The organism is Rhodococcus parequi (assembly GCF_046042785.1).
Taxonomy (GTDB): Bacteria; Actinomycetota; Actinomycetes; order Mycobacteriales; family Mycobacteriaceae; genus Prescottella; species Prescottella parequi.
Genome location: NZ_JBDLNV010000001.1, coordinates 340,286 through 362,956, shown reverse-complemented (window position 1 = coordinate 362,956; position 22,671 = coordinate 340,286). Strand labels below are relative to the sequence as shown.

The 22,671-nt window shown below is 63.8% G+C and carries 18 protein-coding genes and 1 pseudogene; 13 read left to right on the top strand and 6 right to left on the bottom strand.

Features of this window, described 5'->3' with window-relative positions; translation table 11 throughout:
- The first annotated feature begins 17 nt into the window (after positions 1–17).
- The 6 genes from ABEU20_RS01685 (at position 18) to ABEU20_RS01660 (ending at position 7,596) form a co-directional block, all read left to right on the top strand.
- Positions 18–746, top strand: a complete 729-nt coding sequence (locus ABEU20_RS01685; protein ID WP_420162659.1) for an SDR family NAD(P)-dependent oxidoreductase — start codon at positions 18–20, stop codon at positions 744–746.
- On the top strand, positions 743–1,984 hold the full coding sequence (locus ABEU20_RS01680) for a low temperature requirement protein A (RefSeq protein ID WP_420162658.1): 1,242 nt from the start codon (positions 743–745) through the stop codon (positions 1,982–1,984). The genes ABEU20_RS01685 and ABEU20_RS01680 overlap by 4 nt, the downstream gene beginning before the upstream one ends.
- Before the next feature lie 645 nt (positions 1,985–2,629).
- The gene (locus tag ABEU20_RS01675) at positions 2,630–5,389 is read left to right on the top strand and encodes an ATP-binding protein (protein WP_420162657.1); all 2,760 of its coding nucleotides are present in this window, start codon (positions 2,630–2,632) and stop codon (positions 5,387–5,389) included.
- 188 nt (positions 5,390–5,577) lie between these two features.
- Complete coding sequence (locus ABEU20_RS01670; RefSeq protein WP_420162656.1) at positions 5,578–6,402, top strand: alpha/beta fold hydrolase; 825 nt, start codon at positions 5,578–5,580, stop codon at positions 6,400–6,402.
- A 53-nt stretch (positions 6,403–6,455) separates the two neighbouring features.
- Positions 6,456–6,779 (top strand): putative quinol monooxygenase, encoded by a 324-nt coding sequence (locus tag ABEU20_RS01665; protein ID WP_420162655.1) that lies wholly within the window; start codon positions 6,456–6,458, stop codon positions 6,777–6,779.
- Between the two features lie 124 nt (positions 6,780–6,903).
- Entirely contained in the window at positions 6,904–7,596 is a 693-nt protein-coding gene (locus ABEU20_RS01660) for an SDR family oxidoreductase (RefSeq protein WP_064059567.1), read from the top strand.
- A 973-nt stretch (positions 7,597–8,569) separates the two neighbouring features.
- Here ABEU20_RS01660 and ABEU20_RS01655 read toward each other — a convergent pair.
- The 4 genes from ABEU20_RS01655 to ABEU20_RS01640 are packed head-to-tail and all read right to left on the bottom strand — an operon-like array spanning position 8,570 to position 13,136.
- Positions 8,570–10,069, bottom strand: a complete 1,500-nt coding sequence (locus ABEU20_RS01655) for an aldehyde dehydrogenase family protein (RefSeq protein WP_420162654.1) — start codon at positions 10,067–10,069, stop codon at positions 8,570–8,572.
- Positions 10,070–10,119: 50 nt separating this feature from the next.
- The gene (locus ABEU20_RS01650; RefSeq protein WP_420162653.1) at positions 10,120–11,286 is read right to left on the bottom strand and encodes an iron-containing alcohol dehydrogenase; all 1,167 of its coding nucleotides are present in this window, start codon (positions 11,284–11,286) and stop codon (positions 10,120–10,122) included.
- A 21-nt stretch (positions 11,287–11,307) separates the two neighbouring features.
- Positions 11,308–12,249 carry a 3-carboxyethylcatechol 2,3-dioxygenase gene (locus ABEU20_RS01645; RefSeq protein ID WP_420162652.1) on the bottom strand — a complete coding sequence of 314 codons (942 nt, stop codon included), beginning with the start codon at positions 12,247–12,249 and terminating at the stop codon, positions 11,308–11,310.
- 14 nt (positions 12,250–12,263) lie between these two features.
- On the bottom strand, positions 12,264–13,136 hold the full coding sequence (locus ABEU20_RS01640) for an alpha/beta fold hydrolase (RefSeq protein WP_420162651.1): 873 nt from the start codon (positions 13,134–13,136) through the stop codon (positions 12,264–12,266).
- Positions 13,137–13,302: 166 nt separating this feature from the next.
- Between ABEU20_RS01640 and ABEU20_RS01635 the strand changes: the two genes are divergently transcribed.
- The 7 genes from ABEU20_RS01635 to ABEU20_RS01605 all read left to right on the top strand — a co-directional run bounded on the left by ABEU20_RS01635 (position 13,303) and on the right by ABEU20_RS01605 (position 21,017).
- The gene (locus ABEU20_RS01635) at positions 13,303–14,244 is read left to right on the top strand and encodes a LysR family transcriptional regulator (RefSeq protein ID WP_420162650.1); all 942 of its coding nucleotides are present in this window, start codon (positions 13,303–13,305) and stop codon (positions 14,242–14,244) included.
- Positions 14,245–14,329: 85 nt separating this feature from the next.
- Entirely contained in the window at positions 14,330–15,208 is an 879-nt protein-coding gene (locus ABEU20_RS01630; RefSeq protein ID WP_420162649.1) for an amidohydrolase family protein, read from the top strand.
- Positions 15,209–15,241: 33 nt separating this feature from the next.
- Complete coding sequence (locus ABEU20_RS01625) at positions 15,242–16,975, top strand: FAD-dependent monooxygenase (RefSeq protein ID WP_420162648.1); 1,734 nt, start codon at positions 15,242–15,244, stop codon at positions 16,973–16,975.
- 70 nt (positions 16,976–17,045) lie between these two features.
- Positions 17,046–18,422, top strand: a complete 1,377-nt coding sequence (locus tag ABEU20_RS01620; RefSeq protein ID WP_420162647.1) for an MFS transporter — start codon at positions 17,046–17,048, stop codon at positions 18,420–18,422.
- Entirely contained in the window at positions 18,419–20,146 is a 1,728-nt protein-coding gene (locus ABEU20_RS01615; RefSeq protein WP_420162646.1) for an AMP-binding protein, read from the top strand. Before ABEU20_RS01620 ends, ABEU20_RS01615 begins: the two co-directional genes overlap by 4 nt.
- Positions 20,143–20,610: a MaoC family dehydratase gene (locus ABEU20_RS01610; protein ID WP_420162645.1), complete on the top strand. Its 468-nt coding sequence runs from the start codon at positions 20,143–20,145 to the stop codon at positions 20,608–20,610. The genes ABEU20_RS01615 and ABEU20_RS01610 overlap by 4 nt, the downstream gene beginning before the upstream one ends.
- Positions 20,607–21,017: a PaaI family thioesterase gene (locus ABEU20_RS01605; RefSeq protein ID WP_420162644.1), complete on the top strand. Its 411-nt coding sequence runs from the start codon at positions 20,607–20,609 to the stop codon at positions 21,015–21,017. Before ABEU20_RS01610 ends, ABEU20_RS01605 begins: the two co-directional genes overlap by 4 nt.
- Positions 21,018–21,093: 76 nt before the next feature.
- On the opposite strand, the pseudogene ABEU20_RS01600 reads toward ABEU20_RS01605, so the two are convergent.
- Together ABEU20_RS01600 and ABEU20_RS01595 are read right to left on the bottom strand one after the other, a co-directional pair.
- Positions 21,094–22,087: pseudogene (locus ABEU20_RS01600) on the bottom strand (IS481 family transposase).
- A 327-nt stretch (positions 22,088–22,414) separates the two neighbouring features.
- Positions 22,415–22,552 (bottom strand): hypothetical protein, encoded by a 138-nt coding sequence (locus tag ABEU20_RS01595; protein WP_420162643.1) that lies wholly within the window; start codon positions 22,550–22,552, stop codon positions 22,415–22,417.
- Between the last annotated feature and the right edge of the window lie 119 nt (positions 22,553–22,671).

Here is a 22,671-nt window from a genome sequence, read left to right as displayed (position 1 = left end):
CACCAGGAGGCCGCACCATGCCGTCGATTCCGATCACCGGCGCGACGAACGGTCTCGGTCTCGCTCTGGCAGAGGAGCTTCCGGAAGCCGGGCACCAGTTGCTTCTGCACGATCGCAACCCGCAGCAACCGATGCCGATCGCGCAACATTTCAAGGCCGAGCAGTACATCGCAGATGTGTCCATTCCGGCCAAGACCCAGCGACACGCGGCCGAAGTGGCGGCACGACACCAGCAGCGGCTGGCGGTGAACCATCTGAGTCCTGTGCTGCTCACCTGGCAACTGCTGCCGCTGTTGCGCGGGCAGCCCATCACGCAGCGCCAACATCGCCTCGGTTGCGCAGGAACCGATGGAATCAAGACGCAGCATTTCGATTTGGAGTGGTCCATGAACGAGAGAATTGTTTCCCATGCCTACAGTGCCGACGATCCTGGGCTGCCAAGCCCACCGGCAATGACAGACATCCGGCACACGCTCCGGGAGCAGAGCCGGAACGCGTTCGCGAAAGCCGAACCCCGGCTCGGCCCCACCGTTCCAGCCGACGTCCGGCGTTGGAAGCTGTGGCTGCTCACCGTGTGCGCTATCTACCCCACCATCGTCCTGCTGGGCCTGGCTACGAACCCTGTTCTGGAGGATCTGTACCTGCCGGTGCGACTCGCTGTACTCGTCCCGGCGGCGGCAGCAGCGATGGTCTGGCAGATCAATCCCCGACTGCAGCGGCGTTTCGGAACTTGGCTCACCAGATGACAAGCAGCCCGGCTCCGCCGCCGGTATGCCCCGCGGCGCCCGCACACCACAGACCACTGCGCAGGCTCACTGCGCGAGGCCGCGATGAGACCCACCGCGGCGTCTCCTCACTGGAACTCTTCTTCGACCTGTGCTTCATCGTGGCCATAGCCCAGGCAGGCGCCCAATTGGTACACGCCATGGTCGGGGGGCACACGAGCGAGGGGATCCTCAACTACTTGATGATCTTCTTCGCCATCTGGTGGGCGTGGATGAACTTCACGTGGTTCGCCTCGGCTTACGACAATGACGACGTGCTGTACCGGATCGTCACGCTGATCCAGATAGCCGGCGTGCTCGTCCTGACGGCGGGCGTCTCCCAGGCGTTCGAGGAACACGCGTACCCAGTCGTCATTCTGGGCTATGTGATCATGCGGCTCGCGATGACGGTGCAGTGGCTGCGCGTGGCGCGGTCGAGCCAGGGCCCCGAACGGACGATGGCGCTGCGGTACGCCATCGGGCTGTGCCAGATCGGCTGGCTGGGGCTACTGGCCCTGCCGGAGGCAGACCGCCCATGGGTCTTCCTGGTGATGGCGCTGGTGGAGATGGTCGTACCGCTGTATGCGGAGCGGGCACATCCGACGCCCTGGCACCCCCACCACATCGCCGAACGGTACGGGCTGCTCACGCTCATCGTGCTCGGCGAGACCATCGCAGCGGCCACGGTCGCAGTGAAGTCGGGGATCGACGAGCACGAGGACCTGGGGGAGTTGGTGCCCATCGCCGCCGGCGGACTGCTGATTATCTTCGCCGCCTGGTGGGTGTACTTCGCGGTCCCCATCCACGGGCACCTCCGGTCCAACCGGCAGTCCTTCCTCTGGGGCTACGGCCACTACCTGATCTTCGTCTCAGGTGCCGCGATTGGGGCCGGCTTGGAGGTGGCGGTGGAGCAGGCGGTGGGCAAGGCGCACCTTTCGACGCTGTCGGCGTCGGCGGCGGTGACGCTGCCGACAGCGCTGTTCCTGCTCACGGTGTGGGCGCTGCACTCGCGCTTCTACAAGATGGGGATCGCCCAGCAGTCGGTGCTGCCGGCCACGGCGCTGCTGGTGGTTGTCTGTACGTTCCTGGGTCACTGGGCGGTGCTCGCGGCGGGGCTGGTAGCGGCGCTGGCGGTGGCAGCCGGGGTGACGCTGACGGCGCTCTGGGCGAGCCCGGAGCGTGGGAAGGGCGAGGAAAGCGCCGCGGTGCCAATTCTGTGAGGGAACCCTCGCCGCCGCGGGAACCTGGCCGGCAACGCCGGCGCCCGTGCCGTGCGCCCGCTGCTCCTACTCAACGACGGCGGCACGTTGTTCACGCCGACGACGCGGACGCACCCGCTCGGCACCGCGAACCCGCTGGCCCTGGACGACGTCCTCACGGAGCCTCTGGCTCCACAGCAAGGCCACGTCACCATCACCGAGGCAGACCTGATCGTTGCCGACAAGCCCTTCCCGGTCCTCAAGCGCACTCCTACTGTTCGGTCGACAGCTGCGCCCATGTGCCCGGCTGGGTCTGCCGCTGGAGCCACCGTCCGATGGCGACGCTTTCCATCAGCACTACGGGCTAAATTTCGGGAAGGCTGCCGGCGGAGGCGACCATGTCGTCCGGGTATTTGCCGGGCGGAGGACGACGGCGCGATGATCCGCGTGACCTTCGTGCTGTCGCTGCGGTGAGGCTGCAGCGCCCGGCTGTGTTCTGCATGATCTTCGCCTGGGAACTGCGAGTGTCGGCGAAGCGAATGGCTTGACGATCCGTTTGCCAGTGGATGCGATAATTGCTGGTCAAGTGCGCGGCTGATGGTTCGACTGCTTCGCGAGGTACGACGAAGGACGCGGCGAATGTGGGCGAAGTCAAGAGCAGCAGACATGAGCGTCGGCCCAGCCGGACTGGTCGGTCGGGAGGGCGAGCTCACCGAGCTTGCGGCGTTCCTGGATATGGCCGGGACGAACGGAGCCGCCCTGCTGCTCACCGGTGATCCGGGTGTGGGGAAGACTGCGCTCCTGGACGCGACCGCCGAGCTGGCGGTGGCGAAGGGAGTGCGGGTCGTCCGCGGGAGCGGCGTCGAGTACGAGACTGACATCAGCTTCGCGGGACTCCATCAGCTCATCGGTTCGCTGCCGGACGAGCTTGGTCATCTGCCGCGGTCCACGCGGGAGGCCCTCGAAGTCGCCCTCGGTCTCGGCGTTGGTCCCGCGGCGAGCCGGATCGCCGTCCTGAACGCGGCACTCGCCCTGTTCGACGACGCCGCGAAGGAGCGGCCGTTGCTACTAGTGGTCGATGACCTTCATGCCGTCGACGAGGCGAGCCACGCTGCGGTGGGTTTCGTCGCCAGAAGACTGGGCGGTCGCCGCATCGGGCTGCTCGGAGCACAGCGAGACGAGTCCGACAAATCCTTCCGATCCACCGGTCTGCCAGAGCTCGAGATCGCGCCGCTGGACGACTCGGACGCCCTGCGACTGCTGTCCCGGCGCTTCGCCCACCTCCCCCGCCGGGTCCTTTCGACCGTGGCGCACGAGGCACAGGGAAACCCCCTGGCTCTACTCGAGTTTGCCGGGTCCACGGACGCGTCCGGCGATCACCGCGGCCAAGGGACGGGGTGGGCGAGCGGCCCGGGGCGGGACGTGCGCGCTCTGTACGGCGCCCGCGTCGGACGACTACCGCAGAGAACGCGCGAGGTACTGCTGCTCGCAGCTCTCGAGGGCTCCGGCGACATCGGCGTTCTCGAGGCGGCCGGCGGGCCCGGCAGCCTCGAGGAACTCGCTCCCGCGGAGCGTGACCACCTGGTCATGGTCGCGGAGAACGGCCGCGCGGTGCACTTTAGGCACCCGCTGGTCAGGTCCGCGGTGGTCGACGGTTCCACCGGCGAGCAGCGGCGCAGCGCCCACCGCCGACTGGCCGACGCGCTGGGCGACCAGCCCGAGCGGCGCGGTGATCACCTCGCGAGAGCCACGACGGCGCCCGACGAGACGGTCGCCGCCGTCGTGGAGTCGGCGGCCCGGAGCAGCCTGCGACGCGGTGACGCCGACGGCGCGATCGCGAGGCTGCGGCGCGCGGCCGAACTGAGTCCCGACCGAGAAGTCCGCAGGCGCCGCCTATCGAAGGCTGCCTACGTCGCCGCCTGGGTCGCGGGTCATCTGGAGGTCAGCCACGAGATCATGCGTGAGGTCGAGGGCGATCCCGCGGCCCGGTCGCTCTCGGCGGCCGCGGCGGCCGGCTTCCTCGTGCTCGTCACGGAAGGCGACGCCGATACGGCGCACGCGCTCTTGATGGAAGCGGTCGGGCAGGCCTCAGCGATACCCGAACCGCCGCGTGAGGAGCTAGAGACCGCGCTCTTCACTCTCACCCTCGCCAGCCAGTACTCGGGCCGGCCCGAGCACTGGCAGCCTCTCGTCGACGTGCTCGACCGGTTCCCCCAGGCATCGCCCGCCGCCGCGGCATCGCTGGGGCGCGTCCACCACGACCTCGGTTCCGTCACTGACGTCACGCTGCGCCGCCTGGACGAGGAAATCTCGCGGCTGAGGGACCAGAGTGACGCCGACGTGGTCATCCGCACCGCCCTGACCGCCTCGTACCTCGACCGGCTTCCGGGCTGTCGCGAGGCCGTGTCCCGGGTCATACGCGACGGCGGCGCGGTGGGGTCGAGCATGCCGGCCCTGATGTTCGTCGCCCTGGACAACCTGTACGCCGGCCGGTGGCAGCCGTCGGCCGACGCCGCGGACGAGCTCATCGCACTGTCCGAGGAGACCGGATACCACTTGTTCGCCCAGGTGGGACACTACGTCGCCGCAATGACCGCGGCCCAGCGCGGCGACCTCGACGCGTGCCGCCGCCACTGTGAAGCAGTCTGGGGGTGGTCGAGGCCCAGGGGACTGCAACGGCTGGAGAACTGCGCCCACCAGGCGGCCGCCCGGGGGGCCCTCGGCGCCGCCGACTTCGAAACGGCCTTCCTGCACGCCACAGCGATCTGCGCCCCGGGTGTGCTGCCGCCGTTCAGCCCCGAGGCCGTGTGGTCCGCGCCGGACCTCGTCGAGGCCGCCGTGCGCACCGGGCGGCACGCGGAGGCGCGACAGCACGCGGACGCGCTGCGCGACGCCGGTGTCGGCCACCTCTCGTCGCGGCTCGCGTTGAGCTCGGCCGTGGTCACAGCGATGACATCAACTGCCGAGGACATGGTCCAGTGCTTCGAGGAGGCACTCGGACTGCCGGGCGTCGAGCAGTGGCCCTTCGAGGTCGGCCATGCTCGTCTGGCGTACGGCGAAGCGCTTCGCCGGCAAGGACTCAACCGTGACGCCCGGGTGCAGCTGGCCGCCGCCCGTGACCGCTTCGAGGAACTCGGGGCCCGTTCGTGGGAGGCCCGGGCCGCTGCGGAGCTCCGCGCCACCGGCATGACGCGGACTGGCCGGGGCAAGGCCGGTGAGGCCCTCACCCCCCAGGAGCTGGAGGTCGCCAGGCTGGCGGCGACGGGGCTGTCCAATCCGCAGATTGCGTCGCGTCTGTTCCTTTCGCCGCGAACCGTGTCGTCGCATCTCTACCGTGTGTTCCCGAAGCTGGGGATCACGTCGCGGGCCGAGCTCCGCGACGCTCTGGAGACGCTGCCTCCCGAGCCTTCGGCCACCCAGCTGTGAAAGCTACCGGTCGGGTCTCAGCACTGTCGGCCGTGATCGGGCCGCTGGTGTCGGCCCCGGCACTGACGTAAGCGAGCCGCCGGCCGGATGTCAGTCAGCTGACGGAAGCTGTCGGTACGGTGGCCGAGCCATTCTCGTGGAGACATCGAAACCGCCCGGTACTCGGGCGAGACCACGAGGAGCACACCATGCCATTCGTCACCGTCAGCGACGGAACCGAAATCTTCTACAAGGACTGGGGCTCGGGCCGGCCGGTCATGTTCCACCACGGCTGGCCGCTGAGCTCGGACGACTGGGACGCCCAGCTGCTGTTCCTCGTCCAGCGGGGCTACCGTGTCATCGCCCACGACCGCCGCGGGCACGGGCGCTCCGCCCAGGTCGGCGACGGGCACGACATGGACCACTATGCGGCGGACGCCGCCGCCGTGGTGGCGCAACTCGGCCTGCGCGACGTCGTCCATGTCGGCCACTCCACCGGTGGTGGAGAGGTCGCCCGGTACGTCGCCAGGCACGGTGCGGGGCGGGTCGCCAAGGCCGTCCTCATCGGAGCGGTCCCGCCGCTCATGGTCCAGTCCGAATCGAACCCAGGAGGGCTGCCGATCGAGGCCTTCGACGACTTCCGCGAGGCCGTGGCCACCAACCGCTCCCAGTTCTACCTCGACCTCGCCTCTGGGCCGTTCTACGGGTTCAACCGCCCGGGCGCGGACATCTCCCAGGGCGTCATCCAAAACTGGTGGCGCCAGGGAATGACCGGCAGCGCGCAGGCACACTACGAGGGGATCAAGGCGTTCTCGGAGACCGACTTTACCGACGACCTCCGGGCGATCGACGTGCCCACGCTCATCATGCACGGCGATGACGACCAGATCGTCCCGATCGCCAACTCCGCCGAGACGGCGGTCACGTTGGTCAAGAACGCGCGTCTGAAGGTCTACGCGGGGCTGTCGCACGGCATGTGCACCGTGAACGCCGACACCGTCAACTCCGACCTCCTCGACTTCATCGAGAGCTGACACCGGCCCGGTACCGACACAGCCTGTCAGCACGGAACAGAAAAGGAATCACCATGACCGCAACACCCACCAGCTACGTGACCGTCGTCTGGGACGCGAAGGCGAAGGCCGGCCGGGAAGCCGACCTCAAGGCGTTCATCACCGCCGCCGTCACCCCCTCGCGCAACGACCCGGGCAACATCGACTACGAGGCATACGAAGTCGAGGGCAAGCCCTGCGAATTCGTCATCTACGAACGCTGGGAGACCCGCGCCCACCTCGACGCCCACCTCGCCGCGCCCCGAATGCGGGAACTCGTCCCGCAGATGCTCGAACTGATCGACGGATCCATCGAGGACGGCATCCGCCTCCTGCGCCCGTTCCGTCCCGCCCACTAGCACCGGACGCCCGCCGGCACCGACGCCGGCGGGCCTCACCACCGCGAACCTACCCCAGGGGTGCTCCCGGTGACCGCTTCTGCGGGACCACCCGCTCAGACGACACGCACAGGAGAGACACGACGTGACCACCACATTGATAACCGGCGGCAACAGAGGCCTCGGCCACGAGATCGCGCGCAGACTCGTCCAGGCGGGCCAGACGGTCTGGATTGGAGCCAGGGACGCCGAGAACGGACGCAAGGCCGCCAACCGGCTCGGCGCAGACTTCGTCCAGCTGGACGTGACCGACGACGCGTCGGTCGACGCGGCGGTCAAGATGCTGCGCGCGCGGATCGGCCACCTGGACATCCTCGTCAACAACGCCGGCATCCTCGGTGAAGTGACGGCCCCCGAGGACATGACGGCCGACCAGATCCGCCACGTCTACGAAACCAACGTCTTCGGACTGGTGCGGGTCACGCACGCGTTCCTGCCCCTCCTGCGGAAAGCGGCCGCTCCGTCCGTCGTCAACGTGACCAGCGGCCTCGGCTCGTTCACGCTGACCCAGGATCCGGAACGGGTGGAGTCGCAGTACCCGCTCGCCGCGTACGGCTCGTCGAAGAGCGCGGTCACCATGCTGACCACCCAGTACGCCAGGACGATTCCCGACGTCCACTTCAACGCGGTGGACCCCGGCCAGACCGCGACCGAGTTCACCGGCCACATCGGACAGAGCGTCGAGGAGGGCGCCGAAGCGGCAGTACGTATCGCCACCCTTGGGCCCGACACGCCCACCGGCACGGTGACCGACCGCACCGGCGTGCTCCCCTGGTGACGGCGGCAGGCCCGACGCCAGGACAGGCTTGTCAACCGCCCTCACCCGCACCGCACTTCCCGGGCGCGGACCGCATCAGCTCCTGAGCGCCTCTCATCGATCGCTCCTGCCCGCCTGATTCCTTGCCGCCTCCGTGCGCGTTCGGCGAGCCTGTCGATGTACCCGTCACTCGGGACGAAGGACCACATCGACAGGACAAGCTCACAGGACTACCTGCCCGAGAGGAAGGCCCTTCATCTGTAGGGCAGGATCCGATTCAGCGGTTTGCCACCGCTGAATCAAGTTGTCCTCGAGCGCTTCAGAGTGCACCCCGTCAAGTCAATGGCGTTGCCTCTGGCGTAGATCTGAACTCTGTACCGCTGTGCACCAGGGTACGAGGACACTGACCGTGGGCGAGGCGTTCAACGCCGGCTGAGCGGAGGGCACCCAGGGACCCCACGGCCCCGGGGCCGCCCGGCCGGGCACGTACGCACGGGCCAGCCGAGACACAGCCGAAGCCGAAACGGAGAGCAGAACTCGCCCCCAGCCAATTGCTGCCGGTGGGCGCGAAAGTCACTGGGGCGGTCAGCTTTCGGCGATGACTGCCGACCAGGTCCACCAGCGTCGCCAGGACACCGGCCGGTGTCCCATGTCGACCAGGGTGCCGCACGACGGGCCTGCCGCGCCAGGAAATTGACCGGCGCCCAGTAACTTTCGCGCCCACCTGGTTCCGCCGGTCTTCTAAACGCCTCGCCCGGCTGAATGGTGTTCGCCAAACGATCGTTTGCCGACAGGCAGGCGCCGCGTCCCACGAAACCGTGCGTTGCGGGGTTCCCGCAGCGCGAATCCAATCAGATCCGATGGCGATTGCTGACAGCGGTCGTAGCCAAAACTTCACTCCATCCTTCCGTCAAGATCGACGGAGCGGGCGTTTGATTGCGAAACCCCCGCCCGCTCCACCCACCTCGATGCCGCACGAAAGTGCATCTGCATATCACTGCCCGCGGCTGTGTTCGGCTAGCGCGTCCATCCCGACTACCGGCCCGGTCCGGAGAATCAGAGCCTTCTTACGCAAGAACCGAAGGAGCCCAGCCGGGCCCATTCGAGACCCTCCCAAGCCGGAGCCCTTGAACGCGACCTTCTCGACGTCGCGCATGATTCCAATCGTCAGTGACGTGTCTTGCAGGCTGATCGCCCCAGCGTCTAGCCGGCGTGCGATCGCCTCCGACTCTTCCACACTTCCGGAGATGACAGCGCCCGACAGTCCGAACTCCGTGTCGTTCGCGAGATTGACTGCCTCGTCGATACCCTCGAACGGCATCACTGGCATGACAGGACCGAATGTCTCCTCGGTCATCAGCTTCATTGTGTGGTCCACGCCGACTACGACGGTTGGCCGCATGTACAACCCGCCACCGAGCTTCACGCTCGTACCTCCAGTGAGCAAAGTTGCTCCACGGTCCACGGCGTCCTGCAGCTGGTCGTCGACAATCTTCGCTTGCTGTTCAAGAATAAAGGGTCCGATATGGCCGTGAGAGGGATCGGGATAGGTCAACTCCAGGGCCTCGGACTGACTGACCAGCTCGGCTACAAAAGTGTCATAAATAGTCCGATCGACGTAGATTCGCTCAGTTGAGAAGCAGAGTTGTCCGGTGTTGTGGACTGAGCCCTTGAGCACTGCTGCGGCAGCAGAGGAGGGGTCGGCGGAGCTGGTGACGATCGCAGCATCTTTCCCACCAAGCTCGAGAAAGGCCGGGATGAATCGAGACGCACAAGCGGCAGCTACGGTCCTTCCGGTGGAAACGCTTCCGGTGAAACACAGTGCGTCGACGTTGTCGATCAGTGTCCGGCCGACGTCTGCTGCACCGGGCACGTAGGCGAAAACAGCTGCAAGCTCCGGCACTCTCGCGATCGAAGCCATGACAGGTTCGATGAAGCGTGGAGTGATCTCGCTTGGCTTGACCAGGACGGCGCAGCCGGCGATCAGCGCAGGAATGGCGTCTGTCGAGGACAACAGAAAGGGGTGATTCCAGGGACTGATTATCCCTACGAGTGCATAGGGGTCCAATTGCGTGGTAAACGTGACATCGGGCATGACACTGGAACGTCCTTCCAGTACTGCGCTTTCCACGATACCGGGCGCTTTCGCGCACCAATCACGGACGGCCGCACTGACCATGTACGGAACCTCGTCGGAAACGCGCCGACGACCGGTGTCGATCCCCTCAGCCGTAGCGATTCGGTCATGCTCGCTGTCGATGGCGTCTGCCCACCGCAGCATCACCTCGATTCGACCCTCGATCCCGAGATCCCGCCACCTGCGCTGGGCGTTGCGTAAGGAGGCCGCGAGTGACTCGACCTCTGAGGGCGACGGAGGCGTCACGACGTAGTCTTCCTTACCGGTCCGAGGATTCCTGGCCCGCAGCCGCCGACTCGGAGACGAGGGCTCGGCCCCTCCGTCGGTCTGCACCCGTGTCGTTGCAGAGATCGTCATTTGTCCACCTTAAAAGCTGTTTGTTCCAAGAACTATTACTCAGTTCGATGTCAACCAATAGTCGATCGGCTATCGAACAGGGTTTCCCGCGAAGGCCCCATCGCCTCGAGCGCCATCTGCGTGTAGTCGGCAGCCGTTGCATCGCCTGGCGCAGATCCATTGAAGGCACTAGCTGCCGCAAGCACGCTGAAGTCCATTAGTTTTGAGCGATCGACGCCCAGAGCTTGAAGTCCGTTGGGAAGGCTCAGCCGTCCGGTGAACGCGATGAGGTCCGCCGACAGCGACTCTGGAGTGGACCCCAACGCCGCCGAGACTGCTGTCATCCGCTCGGCGGGCACGACGGTCCGGAGGAAACCGACAGTATGCGGCAACAGAACGCCGACGACGGTGCCGTGGTGCAGACCCAGGTCGTCGAACGGCATCGACAGCGCATGCGACAGACCCAGCCCTTTCCATGTCGTCATTGCCGCTTCGAGAGCACCCATCATTACGTTCCAACGCGCTTCGCGGTTTGTACCGTCGGACACAGCTCGAGGAAGCCACTCCCAAAGGCGGCGGATCGCATCGAGTGCGATGGCATCGGCCGGCGGGTTCACGGCGGGAGACAAGTAGGCCTCAAACGCATGGCTGAACGCATCAATCCCGGTCGCGGCGGTCAGCCACGCGGGAAGTCCGTGGGTGAGTTCGGGATCGCATATGGCAACTCGTGGAACCAGGTTGGGGCTGAGAAATACCTCCTTCTCACCTGAGTCGAGGGTGATACCGGCGCCGCGTCCAATCTCGCTGCCGGTACCCGCTGTCGTCGGAATCGCAATGATCGGTGCGACAGCATCGGTGATTCGTGATTCGCCAGCCGACCTGGCAAGAAACGATTCGAGAGGCCCGTCATGGGTGGCCAGTAATGCGACGGCCTTCGCGCAATCTATCGGGGACCCGCCTCCGACTGCGATGATGCCGTCGCAGTCGCCGTGCCGATACACAGCGAGGGCGGCCTGGGCGGCTGCTTCGGTGGGGTTACTCGGCACCTCTAGGAACTGTGGCATGTTGATTGTGCCGTCCAGGTGCTCGAGTGCCGCCGTGAGTACTCCGCATGCCTCAAGACCACGATCGGAGATGATCAGTGGGCGCCGGAGCTTGAGTCTGGCGAGCTCATTGGGTAGCAACCCCCGCGCGCCATCGTCGAATTGAATGCGGCCAATGTACTGGATGAATGCCATGTCTTTCCGTTCTCTTGGAGACTATTCGAGCACGGCCGTCGTAACGGCGAACCCCGCAAGGAACTCCTTGATGGGCCGGTAGAACCGAAAGTCGACACGGTACTCACCGAGGGCAGCTAGTGCCGCATATGCGGCGACCCACGTGCGGATCTCGTGCGAGGAGTTTCCCGCCACGTCGGTCATCCATTGGGGACTCCAGCTGTCGAGTGAAGACAGGTCTCCACCGGCAACAATGTCGAGAAATCGTTCATCCCATTCGGGTGCGAGTTCCTTGATATCCGCCTTGCCCGCCACGAAGTCGTGGGCGGCGCGGATCACTCTTCGCTCCCGCTCATCCCGGGCGTCGGGGGACAAATGGCGACCACCACCGAGTAATGCTTCCCGCTGTTCCGCGCTGGCGGTGGCTAGGCGAGGCACCGGTGGATCATGCGACAGCCCTCCCGACGCAAGAAAGAGCACGCGCTGCTCGGTGTTGGCGAAGTATCGACCGATGGCCGCGCCGAGCGCTCGGACCCGAGCCAGCGGAACGAAGGGCGGCGCAACCGAATTGACAAATACTGGTATGACCGGTTTCGCCGAGATCGACCCATACACGATCTCGAGGGGTTGAACCGCACCGTGATCGATTTCCATACGAAGCGAGACTGCTAGGTCTACGCCCTGATCAAGCACGTATTCGGCGAGCGCCCTAGACGTATCCGCGGGCACGTCCAGGGGACCTGCCTGGCTTCCGTAGTCACCAATGCTCACCGCGTTGTAGCCGACACAGAAGGGGGGCATGAGATCGTAGAAGAAGCCGTTGTAGTGGTCGGGGCTGAAGCACACGATGAGATCGGGGTCGAAGTCCTTGACGAACCTCCGAACAGAGTCGAACGCTGACTCGACCGCGGACGTCGTGTCCGGCCCGGGATCAACCCGCCCCAGCAGGGGGCTGTGCGACATCGCAGCCAAAGCAATAGGCATTATGGCCCTTTCGGCTAGTCGTTCCCGAGGAGGAAATCGAGGTGGATACGGTCGAAGGTCGCCGTGTCCTCATACTGCGGCCAGTGTCCGCAGTTCTCCATTACTGCCAAAGTTGAATTCGGAATGAGTGAGGCGATCCGACGCGCCTCGTCAACGGGGCCGGACGGGTCCTTCGTCGTCCAGAGGACGAGTGCCGGCGCCTCGATGCCCCGGAGATCGTCATCGGTGATCATATTGCGCGCACGCGTTTCCGGATCCTGCAGCGCCATGTTCATCTGGCACGCCATCAACCAGTCAGGCTGCTGAAAGATCATCTGACGGGTTCGAATGAGGTCGTCCGTGACCATCGCGGGATCGGCCATCAGCCATTCGAGTCTGGCACGCACGTTTTCCCAGCTGGGATCCCTGGCAGCGTTCATCGACAGAGTCAGCAGACGTTCCATTACCTTGGGGTTGGCCATGGTGCCTCCCATCGTGTTCAGGGCGATCCGATCGACACGCTCGGGGTGCTGCTGGGCAAGCCGAGCAGTGACCCAGCCCCCGAGCGATTCGCCGGAGAACGACGCCTTGTCCGCTCCGATTGCTCCAAGGAAACCTTGAACCTGATGGACATAGTGCTGGATCTCGAGGGGATGGTTTGGTTTGGCACTGTAGCCGTGTCCGATGAAATCGATGGCCCAGACATCGAAGTGCTCCGCGTGGGAGGCAAGGTTTCGGACATATGCCTCTGCGTGTCCGGTGATGCCGTGAAGCAGCACCAGCGGCGGCTTCGAGGAGTCACCTGCGTGCAGGTACCGGGTGCGGTAGCCACCGGCGTCGATGAAGCCTTGGCTGAACTCGACCTGATTCAGGTCGGACCAGACGCTGCTGTAGGGCCGTTCAGGCATCGAAACGCTCCATTTCTGTGCTTCCCGCAGTTGGTGAGCGGGAGAGCGAGGGGGTCTGTTGTGCACATGACGCTACGGCTGTAGGTTCGATTGCTCTATGACGTTGTTGGATCTCGTTTCATAGCCGTTCGGCTATGAAGCTGGACGAGCGGAACCGGAGGCCGATATGGCTGCCGACTTTAGAATCTCGTTACAGAAGCTCGAAGTCTTCTGCAAAGTCGCGGAACTCGGCGGTGTGCGCCGTGCCGCCGAGGAGCTGTATATCTCACAACCAGTGGTGAGCGCCCATCTACGCTCACTGCAGGAACGGGTTGGAGCGAGACTTTTTCATCCCGAGGGGCGTGGGATCGCGCTGACCGAGGCAGGCGCACGCACACTGATATGGGCGACCGAAGTACTCAAAGGACGGATGGAACTCGAGAAGGACCTCGCCGAATTGTCGGATGGTCGTTCCGGGTTTGCCTCGGTCGGTGCAAGCATCACTGTGGGCAACACGATCCTGACCTCCGAGGTGATCGCGTTCAAGTGCGAGAATCCCGGCGCCTCGGTCCGACTCGAGATCTCCTCAGTCGAGACAGCGCTGGAACAGACACGACTTGGCCGACACGATTTCGCGGTGGTGGCAACTGACGCGGTGCTCGACTCGCGTTCGTTCGATACCGAACTGGTCGCCCAGCCGGCCTGGACGTTGATCGCCTCGGCCCAGAACAGCGACATACCCACCTCGATCACGCCGAGCCAGCTGGCGAGATTGAGCTTCGTGTGCCCTCCTGGTGGAATGGCAATCCGGCGAAGCCAGGACAATGCGCTCGCCTCGATCGGAGTGACAAACCGTCGGGTAGAGATCGAACTCGGAAGTGCCGAGTCCATCAAGCAAGCTGTGATGGCTGACCTCGGCGTAGCGTTGCTCTGGCGGCCATCGGTGGAGGCCGACATCATGTCCGGTCAGCTGCGCGAGATTGTCATCGATGCACCTCCGCTACGGGACAGATTGTTTATCGTGCGCCGCACAGACAGCCGCCTGACGCCGTTGCAGAATCGGATGCTCGATCAAGTGCGACGGGCAATCAATGACAGGTTCTCTGATACTCCCCCGAGTATCACTTGAGGAAGCAGAACCTAATGGTGCAACGCCGGCAGTGCCCCTAGCGTTGACGCCGTCCTCCGGTGACTGCAAGGGAGAATGACGAATCATGCGCGAATCCAGATTGACCAAGTACGCAATCGACACCCACCACCATGTCGGGGAGTTGTCTCTTGGAATCGGAGACGACGTAACCGGAAGAGACGACACTAGTATCCGTCCCGTCGAGATACATGAGCAGATGCTTGACTCCTTCGGCTTCACCGCGGCGTGTGTCCTTCCGGGCTTTCAGTACGACCGCACCGACGGCATCGCGAACACGAGGCGCGTCAACGACGCCATTGCCGCATACCGGGACAGCAAACCGACCCGATTCCCCGTTGCCTTGGGCACTCTCGAACCACTCCACACCTTCGACACATGCCGGGACGAGGCGGACCGCCTTATCGACGACCTGAACATCGACGGTTTAGCGTGGCATACTCGCTATCAGGGCGTGTTTCTTTCGGACCGACGAATGCACACACTCGTCGACCTGGCGGTGGAGCGCGGTCTTCCGTGTTTCGTCCATCTGTTTGCGGAGTCGAACATGGAAGCACCTTGGTCGCTCCTCGAGCTGGCGAGGGCGCACCCTGAAGCGACCATCGTGGCGTTGGACGGGTTCTCAGGCTCCACACAGACGCGCTATCTCATGGACATCGCCGAACGATGCCCGAACGTCCTATTCGACACCGCCATCTGCTTCCCACTCACGCGCCCCCTCGACACATTCGTCGAGACATTCGGGTCCGAACGCTTGCTGTTCGGAACCGACTCTTACGCGCGACCCGTCCTGTACAACACCCCATCGGTCCTTCATGAGTTGATGGCGTCGGACATGCCACAGGATGATCTTGAGAACATCATGTGGCGCAACTTCGTTCGCTTGTTTCCCCAAGCACTGACTCGTATGAATTTAACTATCGGTGCTGATGAAACTACGGCATAGTGCTATCGGCCACAACCATCATAACGTCGTCGTGTGTTCAAACCTCAGAATCAAACCTCATCTACTCAGGCGTCGGACACTGCGTTCGCGGACAAGGTCTGGGACGTCGTTGTCGTCGGCGCCGGTCCGGTCGGAATGACGCTCGCCACCGAGCTGGGTATGCGCGGCGTCGAGACGCTCGTGATCGAGAAGGCCACCGAAACCACGACCAACCCCCGCTGCAATACGACGAATGCCCGGTCTATGGAGTACTTCCGGAGACAAGGTACCGCCGACCGTATCCGTCGGGCCGGTTTGCCGCTCGACCATGCCACTGACGTCGTCTATGTCACGAGCCTCGACTCATACGAGCTCACGCGTTTCGAGTTCTCGTCGAGCGGCGCGGTTCTCGACGGTACCGCAGACGAGTTCGATGAGTGGCCCACGCCCGAACCGCAGCACCGTATTTCGCAGATCTTTCTCGAGCCCCTACTAGCCGAGCGACTCGACGAGCTGCCCAGCGTCACAGTGCTGCGGGGATGGCAGTCCGACACCGTAGAGCAGGACGGCGAAGGCGTCGAGATCACTATTCGTGAGTCCTTGACTGGAGCGTCACGAACCGTGCACGCGCGCTATGCAGCCGGATGTGACGGTGGCGCCAGCATCGTTCGCCGAGCCATTGGTGCCCGCCTCGAGGGCGACTCGGAGGCAGCCGAGCGGCGGCTTTCCATCTACTTCCGTTCCGACGAGCTCGTGTCTCTACTCGGCGACAAGCCCGGGTGGATGTACTGGTGGTACGGACCCGAGCTGCGTGGCTCGTTTCTGCAACTGGACGGGACGAGCCTGTTCCTCTGCCACGCAAGAGTTCCGGAGGGTATGGACCCTGAGGAACTCGACCCCGATCGTGTGCTCGAAGCTGCCATCGGCCGCCCGATCCCACACGAGAAGCTTCAGGTGATCCGCTGGACGCCCAGGCGGCTCGTTGCCGACAAGTTCCGCAACGGTCGAGTGATACTGGCAGGTGACGCAGCCCACCTATGGCTCCCACTCGGAGGCTTCGGTATGAACACCGGCATCGCAGATGCCGTGGGATTGGGCTGGAGACTCGCTGCGATCATCGGTGGCACCGGGACCGAAGCGCTGCTCGACGACTACGAGATCGAACGTCGCTCTGTGGGAGAGGCCACCTCTCGAGCAGCTCTCAAGATCGACAGAGATATGACCGCGATAGGCCGGGATCCGGAATTGCGCGAAAACTCTCCTCGTGGGGCAGAGTTGCGCGCCGAGGCTGGCCGCCTGATCCAGTTGATCGACCGCCAGCAGTGGCATAGCCAGGGCGTACAGTTCGGATCTCGCTATGAGAACTCGCCAGGGATCGTGTCCCCCGCGGTCACCGACCCCGTCGGCACCCCGACGATCGCGGCAATCGACAAGTACACGCCTTCTGTGCGCGCAGGGTCCCGCCTTCCGCATCTCTGGCGCGAGGACGGCACCTCGCTGTTCGATGCGTTGGGTCGTGACTGGAGTCTGATCGTCCTCGACACCGGGGACACGCGGGACGTCGAGGACCTGGTGACGGCGGCGCGGACGTCAGGTATCGGCCTGACGGTGGTGCGACTGAGTGTGGACGAAGCGAAGGGCGTCATCGACGTGCCGGCAGTGGTGGTGCGTCCTGATCTGTATATCGCATACAGCGGACCGATACCGAAGGATCAGGACTCGATCTTCAGCCATCTGCTTGGTTCGGAGCGTCCTGCTATATCCTCCCGCGCATCCACACCCGCCTGACCAGCCAGCATCTTCCCCAACTCACGTCATTCGTTTCGACATCACCCCCGTGTAGATCGAAGGCAAAACTATGAGCATCGTCAACAAACAGAAGTATCCGATGTATGTCGGCGAAGACGGCAGCGAACTGAAACGCGTGCTGGCGTCAAGCTACATCGGCAGCATGGTCGAGTACTACGACTTTGTGTTGTACGCGGCAGCATCCGGCCTTATCTTCAACAAGCTGTTCTTCAATGACCTCTCGCCGGCAGCTGCGACCCTTGCGGCATTCGGCACTCTCGCAGTTGGTTTCGTCGTTCGACCAGTTGGGGCCGTGATCTTCGGTTACTTCGGCGACCGAGTCGGCCGCAAATCCGTATTGGTACTGACAATGAGCATGATGGGTGCTGCCACGGCATTGATGGCATTTCTGCCCACCAGAGACCAGATCGGAGTTATGGCACCGATTCTGCTCATTGTTTTGCGCATCGTGCAAGGGCTCTCGGTGGGAGGCGAGTGGGGCGGGGCGGCGTTGATGGCGTTCGAGCATGCCCACCCGAAACGCCGAGGATTCGCAGCGGTTTTCGCAACGGCCGGTCAGCCAAGCGGGTCCATGCTCGCCGGTATCGTATTGGCACTATTTGCCTTGATGCCCGATGAACATTTCCTCAGCTGGGGCTGGCGAGTGCCATTCGCGCTGAGCGGCGTACTTGTGATCTTCGGCCTTTGGATCCGGTTGCGTGTCTCAGAGTCCCCGCTCTTTCTGCAGGAACAGGGGCGTCAAGCCGCGGCCGCGGAAAAGTCGAAATTGCCTATTATCGAAGTCCTGCGGCATCCCGGCGCACTCATCCTCTCGTTCGTCGCTCTTCTCGCGCCGTTCCTCTCGTTCACGTTGTCGGGCGCCTTTGGCATCACCTACGGCGCCACACATGGTTTGACGACGTCGAGCGTTCTGTTCATCTCCTCCGCAGGATCACTCGTATGCATCGGCGCTGAACTGTACTTCGCGGCGCTTTCCGATCGTATCGGGCGTAGGCCCGTGATGATCGGGGGCGTCATTGCGGGTGCCGCGTCCGTGTATCCGTTCTTCCTACTCCTTCAGACAGGTACGACATGGGGTGCGCTTCTTGCCTTCTCACTCATCAACGGACTCGGAATCGGCGCTACCTTCGGTCCACTCGCAGCTTTCATGGGTGAACGATTTCAGACCGGCTCCAGGTTCACCGGGCTGTCGCTTGGTTATCAGATCGCAGCGACAATTGGCGGCGGATTTGGGCCACTGATCTTCACGGCACTGCTCGCGAGCAACGAAAGTGACGCTATCCCGATCGTCTGGTTCGTCCTCGGAGTCTCGTTGCTAAGCATCCTCGCGCTGGCGCTCTCCAAAGAAAACGCCGTTGACGGACCTGACGGCACCGAAACCGCTCGCACTTCGAGCCAGCCTGCGACAAGCGAGCCAGTGAAATGATCGCGCCGGAGATGTACCATTCGAAGTCACCGTTCGGCGAGGCAGACATCGAGGTTGCCCACCTCGCCGACGGGGTAACCGAAATTCGTTCGCGCGCAATGCCATCGCAGGCGCCAGCGACAACGTTGCACTGGTTACGACATTGGGCGAGCAAGACCCCGTCTGCACATTTTTTGTCGGAAGTGATCGACGGGCACCGGGTGACATTCGACTACCTGTCTACCTGGTCTGCTGTGGTTCACGGTGCTCAGGCATTGCGTGCACGGGGTGTCGTCCGCGGCGATCGTGTCGTTGTAGTGGCGGCTAACAGCTTCGAATCATTCGTTGCCGGCCACTCAGCGATGCTGGCGGGGGCGATCTGGGTGCCCATCGCCACCCAGTACCTGGGGGCAGGGGCGGACCCGACGAGGATCGCCAACGTACTCGACTTGGTCGACCCTGCACTCGTTTTGGTTCCTGACACCGCACTGCACCCGCAGGTGCCGTCGGACTACGAAGTTGTGGATCGGGTCGCCGCGCCAGCCTGGAAGGGGACGGGCCTGGATGGGGACGGTCTACTTCAAAGCTGCCGTGAAGGCGACGTGGCTAAGTTGATGCTCACATCCGGGTCAACGGGAACACCGAAAGCGGTCGTCTACACCCACCGAATGCTGGTGAGTAACGCCCGTGCGACAGCCGATGTCTGGACATTCGTGACCGACCACCCACCCATTCTGGTCGATTGGCTTCCCTGGAACCATGCATTCGGAGGCAACGCCAACTTGAACATGGTGCTACTCGGTGGAGGCACCCTTCACATCGACGATTCGTACGGCCGACCGACGGAACTCTGGCGCACAATCGCCACCATTACCGCGTTCGAGCCGACATTCTACGCAGCGGTGCCGGCCGGTTTTCATGCGCTGCTTCCAGCCTTGGAAACCGACCGAGAATTCAGTCGTGCACTGTTCGGCCGCTGCGATGCAATGTTTTCCGCTGGTGCCGCCATGCCTGCTGCCACGTTCGAACGCCTACGCGACCTGTCTTCGACAGTCCGTCAGTCGCCTGTGCCTGTGCTGACCGGATGGGGGTCGACCGAGGTCGGGCCAGGAGCGACGATCGTCCACACAACCAACAGCGAGCCGGGCATTATCGGGCCGCCCCTCCCTGGTGTTGCGATACGAATGGTTCCAACGGGCGACAAGCTCGAGTTGCGAGTGAAGAGCCCCGGGGTAACACCCGCCTATTGGCGGGATCCTGAACGGACGACCGCAGCGTTCGACGAGAACGGCTTCTACCGCACGGGCGACGCAGGCACGCTCGTCGACGAGCATCGGCCTGAGCTGGGGCTCCGGTTCGACGGCCGAATCGCCGACGATTTCAAGCTGGCGAATGGATCATGGGTAAACGTCGACCGCTTGAGAAGCCGGCTTCTCGCCCTTGCAGGGACACGTGCGCGCGACGTAGTGATCGCGGGCCCGGATCGTTCGCACCTCGTCGCGCTGTTCTGGCTCGGAGCCGACGAAACACTTGATGTGCAGTCGATACTGCACGCCCACAACTCGACGACCGCCGGACAGACAAACATCATCGTCGCTGGGGCCGTGATCGATACCGATCCGCCGGCCGAGCTGCTGTCGCCGAAGGGGCTAATCAAGCCCGCCGCTTTTCGCGCAGCGGCGCGGAAGACGATCGACGCGCTCTACGACACTGTTACAGTCCAAGGTAAGGAAGAACACAGTTGATTGCAGTTGACTCAGCAAGCGACCTTTCCGACAAGGTTGGAACACTACTCGGCCGGAGCGAGTGGATTGATCTGTCCGCCGACGCCATCGCAGCATTCGGCAAGACCACGGGTGACGAGCACTGGATCCATGTGGATCGCGAGCGGGCATCCAAAGAAGGGCCCTTCGGCGATGTCATCGCCCACGGCTTCTTCTTGCTCAGTCTAGTAACAGGACTCGGTAACCAGTGCTACCAAGTGCGCAACGCACAGCAATGGACGAACTACGGGCTTGATCGCGTCCGCTTCACCGCGCCGGTGACGCCCTCCGACTCGGTACGACTCGCAATCAGCCTTGAGTCGCTGGACAGGACCGCATCAGGATTCCGACTCATCTTCGATTGTGAACTGGAGTTGAAGGGTTCGCCGCGACCAGCGATGGTGGCGCGCTGGATCGTCCTGCTCACGGAAAGAGCTACACCATGAACGAGTTCAGCAATATCGGCCAGGAGGGAACGTTCCTCGGTCACGTCGGTGGAATCGAATGGAAAGAGGACGCGGACGGAGTACGCACCAGATTGACAGTGCGCCCGGAGCACGTCAATCCGAACGGAACTACCCACGGTGGTCTCCTGCTTACACTCCTCGACCTTACTCTTGGCATTGAAGCAGAGCGCTCGCTGGGGGATGGATTGTTGGGGCATCCGATCACAATCCAGTTGTCCAGCAGCATGATTGGCGCAGCATCTCTTGGCGAGACCATCGAGGGCAGCGCACGTGTGACCGCGCAGACCAGAACCATGACCTTCGTGACAGGGGAAATCGTATCCGGCGAGCGGGTACTGACCACTGCGAGCGCGGTCTTTCGGAATCCGCGCAATCAGCCGCGCTGATGCCTCGACCGAACTCGTATGGAAGGTGAGCCTGCCTAGCCCTAGCCTCGATCTTTCTCCCCGGTGAAGTGCTGGCCTAGTTGCACTGCCCAGGGACGTTGGTCAAGCGGCTGAAGGGAACGTTCCTGCCGATGGCGGAGTGTTGCCGGTGGTGATTGTAGGTGTGCAGCCACCCCGGCAACGCTGTCCGTCGGGCGTGTTCTGACTGGTAGTGCCGGGCGAATGCCCATTCGGCGGCCATGGTGCGGTGGAAGCGATCGATCTTGCCGTTCGTCTGCGGCCGATACGGGCGGGTGCATTTCGGTCTGACACCGAGTTCGGTGCAGGTCTGCTTCCAGAGTTTCGAGCGGTAGCAGCCGCCGTTGTCGGACAGGACCCGTTCGACGGTGACCCCGCGGTCGACGATCCAGCCGACCGCCCGCCGCAGCACGGCAGCGGCGGTGTCGGCGGTTTCGTCGTCGTGGATCTCGGCGTAGGCGACGCGGGAATGGTCGTCGATCACGGTGTGCACGAACGCGTGACCGAGTAGTTCGTTGTGGTGTTTGCTGCGTTTGGTGCCGGGTGTGGCCTGTCGGTTCTTGCGGCCCTGTTGGCGGTCGGCGAACCGCCAGCCGCCACCATCCGGGATGTTGCCGAGCTTTTTCACGTCGAGGCGGATCATCGATCCCGGATGGGGGGTGTTCGTAGCGGCGGATCACCTCGCCGGTGCGGATGTCGATGTGCGAGAGCCGGTTCAGCTGGCACCGCACCAACACCGCATGCGCGGTCGAGACCGACATATTCAGCCGGGAGGCGATCGCCTGGGGTGAGAGGCGTTTGCGCCAGCGCAGGTCGACGATCTTGCGTTTGGTTGGCTCGGGGGTGCGGTTCGGGCTGTGGTGCGGGCGGCTGGACCGGTCGTGCATTTCGTCCGGACCCATCTCCAGATAGCGGGTGGCGCAGCGTTTGGCGGTGGGCCAGGAGACGTTGAAATGCTCGGCGGCCCGCACGATGGGCCAGCCGTCGTCGATGATGCGCTGGGCCAGCAGTAGCCGGCCCTTCGGGGTCAGGGGTGCGTTAGCGTGAACCACGAAGGTCTCCTGTCGGTCGGTGGTTGTCTCAGCAACTTCCACTTCACGACAGGAGACCTTCGCTGTTCAACGACCAGCTACCGCGTGTCGTCGCAATCCCTCAACCAACCTGCCTGGGCAGTACAGCTAGCCAGGCGAGTTGCATCGGGACTTCACCGGTCGCGAGTGACAAGCTCTCAGGAACTACTAGGACGTACGGATCGACGACCAGTTCAGGGAATCGAATGGGCCGAGCGTCAAGGGAATGACCATGTATGCCCGGGAGATGCTTGGCCGGTCATCTTCCGCCGGCCAAGCATCTCCGATGTCACTCGGGTGGGCGCTGTGTCAGCTGAGGGTGCCGCCGCCACCGATGAAGGCGGCGAGGCCGGCGGCTGCGCCGAGACCACCGAGGACCCCGGCGACGCCACCGATCACCGTGGCGATGTTGCCGATCAGCTGCAGGTCTGACTGTGTCGAGCCCATTGTGTTTCCTCCTGTTCGACTGCGCGTTCATCACGCAGATTGGGTGTGCTCCCGCCGATCGGCGGGAGCGTGTCTCGCGGCACCGTCCAGTGGTGGAGGTGCGGACGAGCACGATCGGT

What these genes read in the sequence shown, in the direction of transcription:
- ABEU20_RS01650 (WP_420162653.1), bottom strand. Translation starts at nt 11,286, where the DNA reads ATGGCATTCATCCAGTACATTGGCCGCATTCAATTCGACGATGGCGCG.
- ABEU20_RS01670 (WP_420162656.1), top strand. Translation starts at nt 5,578, where the DNA reads ATGCCATTCGTCACCGTCAGCGACGGAACCGAAATCTTCTACAAGGAC.
- ABEU20_RS01595 (WP_420162643.1), bottom strand. Translation starts at nt 22,552, where the DNA reads ATGGGCTCGACACAGTCAGACCTGCAGCTGATCGGCAACATCGCCACG.
- ABEU20_RS01630 (WP_420162649.1), top strand. Translation starts at nt 14,330, where the DNA reads ATGCGCGAATCCAGATTGACCAAGTACGCAATCGACACCCACCACCAT.
- ABEU20_RS01655 (WP_420162654.1), bottom strand. Translation starts at nt 10,069, where the DNA reads ATGACGATCTCTGCAACGACACGGGTGCAGACCGACGGAGGGGCCGAG.
- ABEU20_RS01645 (WP_420162652.1), bottom strand. Translation starts at nt 12,249, where the DNA reads ATGCCTATTGCTTTGGCTGCGATGTCGCACAGCCCCCTGCTGGGGCGG.
- ABEU20_RS01605 (WP_420162644.1), top strand. Translation starts at nt 20,607, where the DNA reads ATGAACGAGTTCAGCAATATCGGCCAGGAGGGAACGTTCCTCGGTCAC.
- ABEU20_RS01685 (WP_420162659.1), top strand. Translation starts at nt 18, where the DNA reads ATGCCGTCGATTCCGATCACCGGCGCGACGAACGGTCTCGGTCTCGCT.
- ABEU20_RS01665 (WP_420162655.1), top strand. Translation starts at nt 6,456, where the DNA reads ATGACCGCAACACCCACCAGCTACGTGACCGTCGTCTGGGACGCGAAG.
- ABEU20_RS01640 (WP_420162651.1), bottom strand. Translation starts at nt 13,136, where the DNA reads ATGCCTGAACGGCCCTACAGCAGCGTCTGGTCCGACCTGAATCAGGTC.
- ABEU20_RS01635 (WP_420162650.1), top strand. Translation starts at nt 13,303, where the DNA reads ATGGCTGCCGACTTTAGAATCTCGTTACAGAAGCTCGAAGTCTTCTGC.
- ABEU20_RS01680 (WP_420162658.1), top strand. Translation starts at nt 743, where the DNA reads ATGACAAGCAGCCCGGCTCCGCCGCCGGTATGCCCCGCGGCGCCCGCA.
- ABEU20_RS01615 (WP_420162646.1), top strand. Translation starts at nt 18,419, where the DNA reads ATGATCGCGCCGGAGATGTACCATTCGAAGTCACCGTTCGGCGAGGCA.
- ABEU20_RS01620 (WP_420162647.1), top strand. Translation starts at nt 17,046, where the DNA reads ATGAGCATCGTCAACAAACAGAAGTATCCGATGTATGTCGGCGAAGAC.
- ABEU20_RS01675 (WP_420162657.1), top strand. Translation starts at nt 2,630, where the DNA reads ATGAGCGTCGGCCCAGCCGGACTGGTCGGTCGGGAGGGCGAGCTCACC.